Here is a 12,566-nt window from a genome sequence, read left to right as displayed (position 1 = left end):
TCACGCGATGAAACATTTACTGATGACGCTCTTTTCCAGCCCGGAATCCTTGTTGCAGGTCATGAGTCACCAGGAAATTATCGAAGCCGTAGAGGATGGCGACCGCATCATCATCGATCAGGATGGAAACGCCTCGGTTAACTACAAAAGCCACGAGGTGCGGCAGGACTTTCTGCGCCATGTCAACGCGCTGAAGAGGGCCTGAAATGGGAACGGCAATATTCATGGTATTAATGGTATGCGGGTACTGGTACACCAGCCGCGACCTCTCAACACGGTTTAAAATCAAGCGATCCTTTGGCTGGGACGTCTATTTTCTTGTTGCACTGTATGGCTGTATTTTTGTTCTTCAGGGGGTGATCGCCACCGGCCTGCTGTGGCTGCTGTTGTTCGCCCTCTCCGCCGCCGATAACACGTTCCATTTCACGTCAGCAAAATATGCCGACTGGCAAATTGATTTTATGAACTGGAGCTTCCTGGGGATTCAGGCCCCGGTGGTGGTGATGCTGACCTTCGCGATCCTGTTTTGTCTTTACCGATCGAACTGGGCCGGAAGCGCGCGGCTGGACGGCGATGGCCGGAAAAAATTGTACAAGCGGCTGGCGCAGTCGAGCGGGATTGAACAACTGCTCTATCAGTGCATGGAGGAAGGTGAACTGGCGCACGTCACGCTGAAATCGCGGCGGATCTATATTGGCATGATCCATACCGCCACGCTGGAGTATGAAAAAACGGCCAATATCGTGCTTATTCCGATGCTGAGCGGCTACCGTGACGGGAAGAACATGCAGCTCTGTATCGAACATAACTACAGCAAATGGTATGCCGAGCATGACATTACGCTCGATTCGGAGCCCAAAAGCGCCATGGATTTTCGCAAAGTGATCATGCTGGATCAGATCGAGAGTATTTCGCTGTTCGATCCGGCAAGCGCCAGCGCGCTGGCGATGCGTGAATGAAAAAAATGGCGCCTTATCGTAATAAGGCGCCAGGATTAACCAGGATGAACGCTAAACTTATGGCGTGACAATATTGAACCAGAAGTCAAATGTGTCCATGTAGCTCAGCATCTCTTCCAGCTTCGCTCCGTCTCCGCTCACCTTCACGTCACCCTTATCCATCGCCTGCTTCAGCGTCTCTTTCTTAAGGATGATGTCGTTCAGCGTGGTGCGGTCCAGGGTGATGGTTGCGTCGGCATCCTTCGCCTGCGCGTTGGCGGTATGGTTCAGCACGCCGTTTTCCAGCTCCAGCTTGTATTTGCCGCCATCCTTACCGAGATCGATGTTAAAGACCGCTTTCGCATTACCGGCCCGCACCCCGTTGATGTGCACGCCCAGGTAGTCGAAGAACATTTCCGGGGTCATCGCCCGCACGGTATCCGGGCTGGCGGTGTTCGGCGTCGGCAGCTTCTTCACGCCATTACGCAGTTCCTGCGCGCCGGTCAGATAGAAGTTACGCCAGGTGCCCGCTTCCGCCTGGTAACCTAACTGCTCCAGCGCGTCGGCTTCCAGATTACGTGCCGCAGCGTTCTGCGGATCGGCGAAGACGATTTTGCTGGTCACCTGCGCCACCCAGCGGTAGTTGCCCTGCTGATAGTCAGCTTTGGCTTTCTGCATGATGGCATCGGCCCCTCCCATGTATTCCACAAACTTCTTCGCAGCCTGTTCAGGCGGCAGTTCGTCGAGGGTAGCCGGGTTGCCGTCGAACCAGCCGAGATAAAACACGTAGGTGGCTTTGACGTCGTGGCTGACGGAACCGTAATAGCCGCGGCTCGCCCACTGTTTTTCCAGCGATTCCGGCAGTGTAAATTCAGCGGCGATCTCGTCGCGGGTCAGCCCCTTGTTTGCCATACGCAGGGTCTGGTCGTTGATGTAGCGGTACATATCGCGCTGGCCTTTCATTAGCTTGACGATATTCTCGTTGCCCCAGGTCGGCCAGTGGTGCTGCGCAATAATCACTTCCGCGTCCGCGCCCCAGCGCTCAATGGCGGCGTTGATGTACTTAGACCAGGCCAGCGGATCGCGGATTTTCGCGCCGCGCAGGGAGTAGGTGTTGTGCAGGGTATGGGTCACGTCCTCTGCGGCTTCGATCATTTTCTTCTCTTTGACATACCACAGCATTTCAGACGGGGCTTCTGAGCCCGGCGCCATCATAAAGTCGTAGGTCAGCCCGTCAATCACCTCTTGCTGACCGGTATGGGTAATGTAGTTGGTCGGCGGGATCAGGGTCACCGTACCCGCAGAGGTGGTGGTGCCAAGACCCGCCCCCACCTGGCCTTTTGCATCCGGCTTCAGCAGGTTGCCGTACATATAGCTCGCACGGCGGCTCATCGCATTCCCGGCCATAATGTTTTCGGAAACCGCTTCTTTCATAAAGCCTTCCGGGGCGTAGATCTTCACTTTGCCGGACTTCACGTCGGCTTCGTCAACCACACCGCGCAGGCCGCCGTAGTGGTCGACGTGACTGTGGGTGATCACCACAGCGACGACCGGTTTCTTGCCGCGGTTTGCATAGTAGAGATCCAGCGCTTCTTTCGCCGGTTCAGCGCTTAACAGCGGGTCGATAACGGTGATGCCCTTCTCGCCTTCAATGATGGTCATGTTGGAGAGATCGAGATTGCGGATCTGATACACGCCGTCGGTGACCTTAAACAGCCCGCCAATGTTGATCAGCTGTGACTGACGCCACAGGCTCGGGTTTACCGTATCCGGGGCTTTTTCACCCTCTTTCACGAAATCATATTTCGCCGGGTTCCAGATAACGTTCCCCTGCTCGCCTTTAATCATGTTTTGTGGCAGCGGGGCGATAAAACCTTTATGGGCGTTCTCAAAGTCGGTTTTATCGGCAAACGGTAATTTGTTATACAGGGCGTTATTTGCCTGCCGGGTTGTGGCAGTGGCATCCTGCGGCTGCACTTCCGCAAACGCGGAAAGCGACAGCGACGTTAACACACCGGCAAGCGCCAGATGTTTAGCAATTAGGGTTAATTTCATTGAATGGCCTCATAGATTAATTGCGCCGCCTGGATATTTACTGTTGGCGGATAATTTTAATGCGAACTCATTGACGACCATTCTAATCAGAATACTTTCTCATCATAGTCCCATATGGGACTGGTTATTTATCGGTTCGTAATCCGGGGGCTATTGCTGCTATACTCGTTACCACGGCAGACGTTGCGGGGAGAGGCTTAGCGTGAATTTTCAGGATATCCATACCTATTATCAGCAACTCAATATTGGGCAATTCTTTCCGCACATGCTTTGTAAAGGCGAGGCCTTATCCGTTGCCGCAAATAAAAAATTCACCGTCGAGCCTGGCTATATCTATTTTTGCACTGAAGGATCGCTGACAATATTAATGCCTGATGATGGCCTAAATATTGGCAATACTATCGAGTATATGCCGATAGGGTTAATGGAAAGGTATTGTCCACTGGCGAAGTATGAATATCGCAGCAGTGCAAAGGTGAAGCTGGTGAGAATAGCCTGGGCCGACTTCGACCAGCTATTTTTCGGGGGCGGGTGTGAGCGCATGCAGGCGCTGGCCACCATACTGACCTACATGTCCATTTTCACCATCGACCTGCACAATGAACGCAGGCAGGTCACCAGCTACCAGACCATCAAACCGATGCTGTACCGCTATCTCTATCGGCAGGAGACCCACACGGGAGAGAATGAGGGCCTGGCGCTGTTTATCATTAAGCGCACTAACCTGTCACGCACGCATGTCTTTCGCGTGCTGGCAGATCTCAAAGCCGGGGGCTATATCACCATGAAGCGCGGGAAGCTGGTGTCGATTGACCGGCCCCTGCCGGAAGCGTATTAAGCTCATCTTCACGCCTTGAGCAACACGCGGGAACGAACGGCCTTATTTATCCCGGCCAGCCGACTTGGGCCGTAAATTCTCATCGAAGACCAGCCGTTTGCGGCCGGGCTCTTCTTCCCGCAGCGGCTCAACCTGATGCATCGTGAGCTTACAGCGTTCCACCAGCACCTGATACTCTTTTGTGCCCTGCTTCTTCCACGCTATCTCCTGCGCGCTTAACTCACGAATCGCTTTCGCCGGACTGCCAAGAATCAAGTGATTCGCAGGCATCTCCGCTTTGGCCTTCACAAACGCCGCCGCCCCGACGATGCTGTTTTCGCCGATCGTCGCCCCGTCCATCACGACCGCATTCATCCCCACCAGCGCATTACGGCGGATAATGCAGCCGTGCAGGATCGCGCTGTGGCCGATATGCCCGTCCTCTTCCACCACCGTGTCCTGCTCCGGAAAACCGTGCATCACGCAGTTATCCTGGATGTTCGCGCCGTCTTTAACCACGATCCGGCCAAAATCACCGCGCAGGCTGGCGTTAGGGCCAACGTAAACGCCCTTGCCCAGAATCACGTCGCCAATCAGCACCGCGGTCGGGTGTACATAGCTCTCGTCAGGCACGACCGGCGTCAGACCATCAATTTGATAAACAGGCATACCCTCTCCTTATGTGATATTCAGACCACCAAAACGCTGGTGATAAAGCGTGCCGGGAGCGGGCAGCTCGCCCACGGAGGTTTCCCCCTTCTCACTGACAAACGCCAGGGCTCCCGCCGCCACGCGCTGATAGATGTTAATACACAGCTGTCGCGCGCTCTGTCCCGCCCAGTGCGCAGGAAGTAACTCCTCCGGCAACAGCGGATCTTTCAGCACCACGCGACGATAAAAATGAATGAGTAACAGCTGGATCTGGAAGCAGCGTTCCGGGGTCAAATCCTCAGGCGGTGCTTCTTTCAGCAGCGGCAGCAGCGGACGGAACGAGTTGATAAACGTTTCGTACATCGCGTTTTGTTCGGTCAGCTGCCAGCACTCTTCCACCCGCGAACGCAGCGCCGCGCGGGACAGCGCCAGCGGCGAATGGGCCTCAAAGAAGATGACGTTTTCCGCCACGCCCGCGTCGTGGAGCAGCGACTGTACGTCCGCCAGATGCTGCGACGGCGAGGCCATCAGGCTCGGTGCCAATGTGCCAAACCCTTGCCATATCAGCTGTTTTTTCACATCGGCCAGCGTGGTTTTATCCAGCCCTTCTGACAGCAGAAGCAGCCACTTGCCGTCCCAGGCGGGCAGCTCCGCGCGGTAGATTTTGCTTTCCGCACGGCGGGTCAGGCGCAGCCCTTTGTCGCTGAGACGGTAAAAGCTGCGGCGGCCAATGCGGGACACGTCCAGCCAGCCCTCTTTGTTGAGGCGAAACAGCGCGGTGCGCACAAAGCGCTCCCCGAAACCCATCCCTTCCAGCAGGGCCGCCAGGCTGCCGAGCCAGATCTCTCCGCCGCGATGGGAAAGCGCGTCGCCATACAGCGAGGAGATAAGCGACGTTCCGCTGACGGGAACAGAGCTGACTGCGTGCTGGATAAAGGCATCAAGTTTATTCATGTGATTCATTCTGTTGTTATTTTTTTCGTGGATGAATCATAGCATACGAATCTGGGGTGTACCCTCACCCTAACCCTCCCCCAAAGGGAGAGGGAACTTAATACACCCTCTCCCTTTGGGAGAGGGCTGGGGTGAGGGAAATTCAACCGTTGGCTGCCACTTTACGCAAATCAAACACCCGGCAGGCTTTACCCTCGGAGCGCGGAATGCTGCCGCAGTTAACGATCATCACGTCGGTTGAGATCCCCACCATCGATTTAATCCGATGACGCAGCTGATGGCACACCTGACAGCGCTGTTCATGGGTCAGCGTTAAGCTGCTCTGTTTCAGCTCGACCTTCACCGAAAGTGAATCAAGATGCCCGCGGCGGTTCACCTCCAGCTGATAGTGCGGCGAAAGGTGTTCGAACTTAACGATCTCCTCTTCCAGCTGTGACGGGAAGACGTTAACCCCGCGAATGATGAGCATGTCGTCGCTGCGCCCGCTGATGCGATCCATCCGGCGCATGGTGCGTGCGGTGCCCGGCAGCAGGCGCGTCAGATCGCGGGTGCGGTAGCGGATCACCGGCAGCGCCTCTTTGGTCAGCGTGGTGAACAGCAGCTCACCCTGCTCGCCGTCGGCCAGCGGCGTGCCGTCATTCGGGTTGACGATCTCCGGGTAGAAGTGATCTTCCCAGATGGTCGGGCCGTCGGCGGTTTCAAGACACTCCATCGCCACGCCCGGCCCCATCACCTCGGAGAGACCATAGATATCCAGCGCGGTAATGCCCAGCCGTTTTTCAATTTCGCGGCGCATCGCCTGCGTCCACGGCTCGGCGCCAAACACGCCGACGCGCAGGGAACAGGCGCTGGCATCGCCGCCCATCTGACGCTCCAGCTCTTCAATCAGGTTCAGGCAGTACGACGGCGTCACCATGATCATATCCGGCTGGAAATCGCGGATCAGCTGCGCCTGCTTCTCCGTCTGGCCGCCGGACATCGGGATCACCGTCGCTCCCAGACGCTCGGCACCGTAGTGCGCCCCCAGCCCGCCGGTGAAGAGCCCGTAACCGTAAGCGACGTGAATTTTATCCTTCGCGCTGCCCCCGGCGGCGCGCAGGGAACGGGCGACGATATTGGCCCAGTTGTCGATATCATTCTGGGTATACCCCACCACGGTCGGCTTTCCGGTGGTGCCCGACGAAGCGTGGATGCGCACAACTTGCTCCATCGGCACCGCAAAGGTATCAAACGGGTAGTTGTCGCGCAGATCCTGCTTGGTGGTGCACGGGAATTTTTGCAGGTCCGCCAGCTCGGTGAAATCGTCAGGGTGAACGCCCGCGGCATCAAACTTGCGTTTGTACATCGGAACGTTGTTGTAGGCGTGGTGCAGCGTCCACTTCAGGCGCGCGGTCTGCAACGCCTGCAATTCATCAATGGACGCGGTTTCGATCGGATCAAGCTTTGTTGTATTTATCATCGCAGGGTACTCACATTATTGTTCGCTCAAACACGCTCAAGGATCATGGCAATGCCCTGACCCACACCGATGCACATCGTACACAGCGCGTAGCGACCGCCGCGTCGGTGCAATTCATTGCTTGCGGCCAGCGCCAGTCTGGCACCGCTCATTCCCAGCGGATGACCTAGCGCGATCGCCCCGCCGTTCGGGTTGACATGCTCCGCGTCATCCGGCAAGCCCAGCTGACGCAGCACACCCAGCGCCTGTGCGGCGAAGGCTTCATTAAGCTCAATGACGTCCATATCGGTGATACTGAGTCCGGCACGCTCCAGCACCTTGCGGGTGGCGGGCACCGGGCCTAATCCCATCAGGCGCGGCTCGACGCCCGCTGTCGCCATGGCCACAATGCGGGTGCGCGGGGTTAACCCCTGGGCAAGCGCCATCGGCTCGCTGGCGATAATCAGCGCCGCCGCCCCGTCGTTGACGCCAGAGGCGTTCCCCGCCGTCACCACACCGTTCTTACGGAACGGGGCTTTCAGCGCGGCAAGCTGTTCCAGGGTGGTTTCGGCGCGCGGATGCTCGTCCACGCTCACTTCCGTTACCGCACCTTTTTTGCCCGCCACCTGTACCGGGATAATCTCCTGCGCCAGAACGCCATTCTGCTGCGCCCGCGCGGTGCGCTGCTGGCTGCGCAGGGCAAATGCGTCCTGATCGGCACGGCTTATATTTAACAATTCCGCTACATTCTCTGCCGTTTCCGGCATGCTGTCAGTTCCGTATTGCTGATGCATGAGCGGATTCACAAATCGCCAGCCGATGGTGGTGTCGAAGATCTCCGCCTGACGCTGAAACGCCGCCGTGGCTTTGCCCATCACGAACGGCGCACGGGACATGGATTCGACGCCACCTGCGATCAGCAGATCGCCATCCCCGGCCCTGATGGCGCGCGCCGCAAAGCCAAGGGCATCCAGACCGGAGCCGCACAGGCGGTTAATGGTGGTGCCGGATACCGTCTGCGGCAGCCCGGCCAGCAGCGCCGACATGCGCGCCACGTTGCGGTTATCCTCCCCGGCCTGGTTCGCGCAGCCGAAGATCACGTCATCTATGCGCTCCAGATCGAGCTGCGGGTAACGCGCCAGCAGCGCACGCAGCGGCACGGCACCTAAGTCATCGGCGCGCACGCTGGATAATCCTCCGCCGTAGCGACCGACCGGGGTACGCACCCCCTCACAAATAAATGCGTCACGCATCAGGCTTCTCCTGTCACACTGCCGCCGGTGCGGTGCGATTTCCCGCGAAAAAGAGCGACGGTTTTCTGGTGTTGGTTCTGAATTTCAATGTCGTAGACGCCGGTCAGTTTGCCCTGATGCTTCACCCGCGCGGTGGCGGTGAGCTTATCTCCGGCAAAGCCCGGACGCAGAAAATCGATGGCGCAGCCTGAGGCCACCGCCGCCAGCCCCTGACTGTTGCAGGCGTAGGCAAAGGCGGTATCGGCCAGCGAGAACAGCTGTCCGCCGTGGCAGGTTTTATGCCCGTTGAGCATCTGCGGGGTGATGGTCATGGTCACCACCGCGTAGCCCTCGCCCATGTCGATAATGTCCATCCCCATCGCCTGCGCGCAGGCGTCCCGTTCGTACATCGCGCGGGCGTTATGCCAGGCGTTATGACTCATAGCTACTCTCCAGAAGCGCACGCTGGCGCAGCAGTGAACAGGGGCGATAGCGTTCCTCGCCGTAGTGACGTTGCAGGTTTTCCAGCAGCGTTAACAGACGCTGCCAGCCAAGGCGTTCGCCCCAGGCGATGGGCCCGCAGGGATAGTTGACCCCTAAGCGCATGGCGGTATCGATGTCTTGCTCGCTGGCGACCCCTTTTTGCAGGGCGTCCAGCGCTTCGTTGGCAATCATCGCTACCGTGCGCCAGACCAGCAGGCCGGGGTAATCGGCAATCTGTACCACCCGTTTCTCCTGGTGCTGCAACCAGTAAATGGCTTTCTGCGTGGCGGCGTGCGGGTTGCCCGGTGCGGTGGCTATCACGGCCACATCCCGCTCGATGCGGTCGACCACCACCACCGGGCAGCCGTGGCGCAGCGCCAGCGATTGCGCGGTTTCACCCTGCGTTTCGATCAGCAACAGATCGTCAATTTCCGTGACACCGTCACTTCTTCGCTGTGCGCGCATCGGGCTGAAGCTGTCGCTGACCGGGGCGAGCCAGCTGACGGCGGGTTTCTCCTCCAGCCAGCGGTAAACGCCCTGCCCGCTTTTCTTACCCAGACGCCCCGCCAGCACCAGCTCCTGCTGCACCAGCGACGGCAGAAAACGACGCTCCTGCCAGAAGGCGTTAAACACGGAGCAGGTCACGGCAAAGTTGACGTCCTGACCTATCATGTCCGTCAGCTCAAGCGGCCCCATCGGGAAGCCTCCGCCGTCTCGCAGGGCGGCGTCGATCACCTCGGGCGTTGCCACCTGCTCTTCCAGCGCGCGCCAGGCTTCCGAGTAGAACGGGCGCGCCACGCGGTTGACGATAAACCCCGGCGTGGACTGGCAGCGTACCGGCTGCTTTCCCCAGCTCAGCGCCAGCTCGCACAGTGCATCGGCCACTTCGGGAGAGGTCGCCAGCCCGCTGACCACTTCCACCAGCTTCATCACCGGGGCAGGATTGAAGAAGTGCAGCCCGGCGACGCGTTCAGGGTGGTTTATCTCCGCTGCAATCGCGGTAACGGAAATGGACGAGGTATTGCTGGCAAGCAGCGTCTGCGGCGGGCAGATCTCTGCCAGCTGGGTAAACAGCGCTTTTTTTACCTCAAGCCGCTCGGAGGCCGCCTCGATCACCAGATCGGCTTTCGCCAGAGCACTGATAGTCGTCACCGGCGTCAGGCGGGCGAGGATCTGTTCCCCGGCGTCGGCAGAGAGTTTTCCGCGCGCAACGCGAGAGGAGAGCCGCTGATGAATGCCGTCGATGGCGCGGGAAATCGCCGCTGCATCAATGTCGTACACCAGAACCGGATGACCGTGGCTGGCTGCCACTTCGGCAATCCCGGCGCCCATGGTGCCGCTGCCAATGACGGCGACCGTATGGATATTCACCATCTTATTTCCCCGTAAAGTTCGGCGCGCGTTTTGCCAGGAACGCGCTGACGCCTTCCCGGTAGTCGTCGCTGCGTCCGGCCAGACGTTGATAGTCGCGCTCCAGATCAAGCTGGGCGTCGAGGGTATTGGTTTCGGCGGCGTTAATCGCCTGCTTGATCAAGCCCAGGCCAAAGGTCGGCTGCGAGGCAAAATGCAGCGCCATCTGCTGTGCGGTGGCGGAGAGCTGCTCGTCGTCCACCACCTGCCAGATCATTCCCCAGGCCTGTGCCTGCTCGGCGCTGAGCTTATCACCCAGCAATGCCAGCCCCATGGCGCGGGCGCGTCCGGCCACGCGCGGCAGCAGCCAGGTGCCGCCGCAGTCCGGTACCAGCCCGAGCTTGCTGAAGGCCATCACAAAACTGGCGGAGCGCGCCGCAATCACCATGTCGCAGCCGAGGGCCAGCGTGGCACCCGCCCCCGCCGCCACGCCGTTAACCGCGCAAATCACCGGCTTCGGCAGTTTTGCCAGGCGGCGCACCAGCGGGTTGTAAAAAGTCTCAACGGACATGCCCAGATCGGGCGCGGGGCCGTTCGGGTCCACGTTACGGTCGTTAAGATCCTGCCCGGCGCAGAAACCGCGTCCTGCCCCGGTGATCAGCAGGCAGCGGATGGCGTCATCACGCTCGGCCTGCTTCAGGCATTCGGAAAGCTGCTGGTGCATGACGTCGTTAAAGCTGTTCAGGCGCTCCGGGCGGTTCAGCGTAATGGTCATTACGCCCTGCTCAACATGGCTCAGAATAGATTCCACAATTAGCGTCCTTTAAAGTCTGGGGTGCGTTTTTGTAAAAAGGCGTTGATACCTTCCCGGCGATCGTCGGTGGCCGCGAGCAACGCAAACAGCTGACGCTCCTGCGCCAGCCCGGCCTGAAGCGGGACTTCCTGCGACTGGCGAAGCGCCTGCTTCGCCGCCTGTAGCGCCAGCGGCGAGTGGCGCGCCATCAGCGCCGCCTGCTTCAGGGCGTACTCCAGCGTCAGCGAGGCCGGGTAGACGTCGCTGGCCAGCCCGGCGCTGTGCGCCTGAACCGCCGTGATGCTTTCGCCCGTCAGCACCATTTTGCTGGCCAGCGATTTGCCCACGCTGCGGATCAGCCGCTGGGTGCCCCCTGCGCCCGGCATGATCCCGAGGGTGATTTCCGGCAGGCCAAAACGGGCGTTATCGCCGGCAATCACGACATCGCAGAGCAGCGCCAGCTCACAGCCTGCCCCCAGCGCGAAGCCGTTCACGGCGGCAATCAGCGGTTTGGTGAAGGCGTTGATCCGCGCCCACAGCTGCGGACGGATATCGTTCAGGGTGGCGGGCAGGTCTTTCTCCGCCATTTCGTTGAGATCGGCCCCGGCGGCAAAGCAGCGTTCGTTGCCGTACACCACGCAGACGGCGATCTCAGCATCCGCGGCGGCGGTCTCAAGCTGCTCCGCGATTTGCAGGAGCAGCGCATTGTTGAGCGCGTTGCGCGCCGCCGGACGGTTAAGCGTCAGCTGCAACACGCGACCGTGACGGGTGACAATCAGTTCACTCATGCCATCCCCTTCGCATCAAAATCGACGATAACATCGGCGGTTAACGGCAGCGCCTGACAGCTCAGCACATAGCCTGCGGCCAGCTCGTCCGGCTCCAGGCTGTAGTTGGTCGCCATATCGACTTTTCCGCGCAGCACTTTGCATTTGCAGGTGGCGCATACGCCGCCCTTGCAGGCGTAAGGCAGATCCGCCCCCTGACGCAGGGCCGCGTCAAGAATGCTCTCGTCGTCCGCCGTCAGGGTGATCTCCCTGTCGCGCCCGTCCTGACGGACGGTGACCTTCTGCCCGTCGGCCTGCACGCTGGCTGTCCGTTTAACGGCGGTACCCGGCGTGTTAAAGCGCTCAAGATGGATCGCTTTTTCCGGCATACCCAGCGCTTGCAGCGCCGCTTCGGCCTCATCCATCATCGCCGACGGGCCGCAGATGAAGGCTTCATCGTACTGACGGAAATTCACCAGCGTTTTTGCCAGCGCCTGGAGCTTTTCCCCGTCAATGCGGCCATGGAGCAGATCGCTGTCGAGCGTCTCCTGGCTGAAGATGGCGATCAGCTGCAAACGCTGCGGGTATTTATCTTTCAGGTCCGCCAGCGCCCGGCGGAACATCATGCTCTGGCTGCTGCGGTTGCCGTAAATCAGGGTGAAGTGGCTGTGGGCTTCAGTGGCCAGCGTAGCGGACAGAATCGCCAGCATCGGGGTGATCCCGGACCCGGCGGCAATCGCCAGATAGTGGCCTTCGCGTTCGGCCTGCGGCTGATAGCCAAACTGCCCCTGGGGCACCATCACCTCCAGCGCCATGCCCGGTTTGATCTCGTCCCGGGCATAGCGGGAAAAACGTCCGCCCTCGATGGCTTTGACCGCCACGCTGATCTCACCGCACGCGGTGCTCCGGCAGATGGAGTAGCAGCGGCGCAGTTCATCCCCGCCAGGACTGGCTTTCAGGGTCAGATGCTGACCGGGACGGAAGCGGTACGCCTCCTGTAACGCCTGCGGCACCGCGAAGGTAATGGTCACCGCGTCGCGGGTTTCGGATTCTACTTTTGCCACTGTTAATGAATGAAACGTTGTCAT

Annotated in this window: 13 protein-coding genes; 3 read left to right on the top strand and 10 right to left on the bottom strand. The window is 59.4% G+C overall.

Annotated features, from left to right (window positions below; all coding sequences use genetic code 11):
* Positions 1–7: 7 nt before the first annotated feature.
* Together LOC22_RS20775 and LOC22_RS20770 are read left to right on the top strand one after the other, a co-directional pair.
* Positions 8–205 (top strand): hypothetical protein, encoded by a 198-nt coding sequence (locus tag LOC22_RS20775; protein ID WP_003857318.1) that lies wholly within the window; start codon positions 8–10, stop codon positions 203–205.
* 1 nt (position 206) lies between these two features.
* Positions 207–959, top strand: a complete 753-nt coding sequence (locus tag LOC22_RS20770) for a hypothetical protein (protein WP_017384508.1) — start codon at positions 207–209, stop codon at positions 957–959.
* Positions 960–1,016: 57 nt separating this feature from the next.
* Here LOC22_RS20770 and LOC22_RS20765 read toward each other — a convergent pair whose 3' ends face one another.
* On the bottom strand, positions 1,017–2,993 hold the full coding sequence (locus tag LOC22_RS20765; RefSeq protein ID WP_017693471.1) for an alkyl/aryl-sulfatase: 1,977 nt from the start codon (positions 2,991–2,993) through the stop codon (positions 1,017–1,019).
* A 202-nt stretch (positions 2,994–3,195) separates the two neighbouring features.
* Between LOC22_RS20765 and LOC22_RS20760 the strand changes: the two genes are divergently transcribed.
* Positions 3,196–3,831 (top strand): helix-turn-helix domain-containing protein, encoded by a 636-nt coding sequence (locus LOC22_RS20760; RefSeq protein ID WP_017693472.1) that lies wholly within the window; start codon positions 3,196–3,198, stop codon positions 3,829–3,831.
* Positions 3,832–3,873: 42 nt separating this feature from the next.
* Here LOC22_RS20760 and paaY read toward each other — a convergent pair whose 3' ends face one another.
* From paaY to paaE, 9 genes are all read right to left on the bottom strand, one after another.
* Entirely contained in the window at positions 3,874–4,479 is a 606-nt protein-coding gene (paaY, locus tag LOC22_RS20755; protein ID WP_039270815.1) for a phenylacetic acid degradation protein PaaY, read from the bottom strand.
* Between the two features lie 9 nt (positions 4,480–4,488).
* Complete coding sequence (gene paaX / locus LOC22_RS20750; protein WP_039270818.1) at positions 4,489–5,424, bottom strand: phenylacetic acid degradation operon negative regulatory protein PaaX; 936 nt, start codon at positions 5,422–5,424, stop codon at positions 4,489–4,491.
* A gap of 133 nt (positions 5,425–5,557) precedes the next feature.
* Positions 5,558–6,874: a phenylacetate--CoA ligase PaaK gene (gene paaK / locus LOC22_RS20745; protein WP_017384511.1), complete on the bottom strand. Its 1,317-nt coding sequence runs from the start codon at positions 6,872–6,874 to the stop codon at positions 5,558–5,560.
* 26 nt (positions 6,875–6,900) lie between these two features.
* Positions 6,901–8,106 (bottom strand): 3-oxoadipyl-CoA thiolase, encoded by a 1,206-nt coding sequence (gene pcaF, locus LOC22_RS20740; RefSeq protein ID WP_032103752.1) that lies wholly within the window; start codon positions 8,104–8,106, stop codon positions 6,901–6,903.
* Entirely contained in the window at positions 8,106–8,528 is a 423-nt protein-coding gene (paaI, locus tag LOC22_RS20735) for a hydroxyphenylacetyl-CoA thioesterase PaaI (protein ID WP_017693477.1), read from the bottom strand. Before paaI ends, pcaF begins: the two co-directional genes overlap by 1 nt.
* Positions 8,518–9,942, bottom strand: coding sequence for a 3-hydroxyacyl-CoA dehydrogenase PaaH (gene paaH, locus LOC22_RS20730; protein WP_230239173.1), 1,425 nt, complete (start codon positions 9,940–9,942; stop codon positions 8,518–8,520). The genes paaI and paaH overlap by 11 nt, the downstream gene beginning before the upstream one ends.
* Position 9,943: 1 nt before the next feature.
* Positions 9,944–10,732: a 2-(1,2-epoxy-1,2-dihydrophenyl)acetyl-CoA isomerase PaaG gene (gene paaG, locus LOC22_RS20725; protein ID WP_026080707.1), complete on the bottom strand. Its 789-nt coding sequence runs from the start codon at positions 10,730–10,732 to the stop codon at positions 9,944–9,946.
* The gene (paaF, locus tag LOC22_RS20720; protein WP_180242507.1) at positions 10,732–11,499 is read right to left on the bottom strand and encodes a 2,3-dehydroadipyl-CoA hydratase PaaF; all 768 of its coding nucleotides are present in this window, start codon (positions 11,497–11,499) and stop codon (positions 10,732–10,734) included. The genes paaG and paaF overlap by 1 nt, the downstream gene beginning before the upstream one ends.
* Positions 11,496–12,566: a 1,2-phenylacetyl-CoA epoxidase subunit PaaE gene (gene paaE / locus LOC22_RS20715; RefSeq protein ID WP_230239172.1), complete on the bottom strand. Its 1,071-nt coding sequence runs from the start codon at positions 12,564–12,566 to the stop codon at positions 11,496–11,498. Before paaE ends, paaF begins: the two co-directional genes overlap by 4 nt.

This window comes from Enterobacter sp. AN-K1, assembly GCF_020971765.1.
GTDB lineage: Bacteria > Pseudomonadota > Gammaproteobacteria > Enterobacterales > Enterobacteriaceae > Enterobacter > Enterobacter hormaechei_C.
The sequence above is the reverse complement of the archived record's forward strand: the minus strand, read 5'-3'. Positions and strand labels throughout refer to the sequence as shown.

Excerpts from the sequence above, each read along its gene's own strand:
- paaI (WP_017693477.1), bottom strand. The coding sequence starts at position 8,528 with ATGAGTCATAACGCCTGGCATAACGCCCGCGCGATGTACGAACGGGAC.
- paaH (WP_230239173.1), bottom strand. The coding sequence starts at position 9,942 with ATGGTGAATATCCATACGGTCGCCGTCATTGGCAGCGGCACCATGGGC.
- LOC22_RS20765 (WP_017693471.1), bottom strand. The coding sequence starts at position 2,993 with ATGAAATTAACCCTAATTGCTAAACATCTGGCGCTTGCCGGTGTGTTA.
- paaF (WP_180242507.1), bottom strand. The coding sequence starts at position 11,499 with ATGAGTGAACTGATTGTCACCCGTCACGGTCGCGTGTTGCAGCTGACG.
- LOC22_RS20770 (WP_017384508.1), top strand. The coding sequence starts at position 207 with ATGGGAACGGCAATATTCATGGTATTAATGGTATGCGGGTACTGGTAC.
- paaY (WP_039270815.1), bottom strand. The coding sequence starts at position 4,479 with ATGCCTGTTTATCAAATTGATGGTCTGACGCCGGTCGTGCCTGACGAG.
- LOC22_RS20775 (WP_003857318.1), top strand. The coding sequence starts at position 8 with ATGAAACATTTACTGATGACGCTCTTTTCCAGCCCGGAATCCTTGTTG.
- paaE (WP_230239172.1), bottom strand. The coding sequence starts at position 12,566 with ATGACAACGTTTCATTCATTAACAGTGGCAAAAGTAGAATCCGAAACC.
- pcaF (WP_032103752.1), bottom strand. The coding sequence starts at position 8,106 with ATGCGTGACGCATTTATTTGTGAGGGGGTGCGTACCCCGGTCGGTCGC.
- paaK (WP_017384511.1), bottom strand. The coding sequence starts at position 6,874 with ATGATAAATACAACAAAGCTTGATCCGATCGAAACCGCGTCCATTGAT.
- paaX (WP_039270818.1), bottom strand. The coding sequence starts at position 5,424 with ATGAATCACATGAATAAACTTGATGCCTTTATCCAGCACGCAGTCAGC.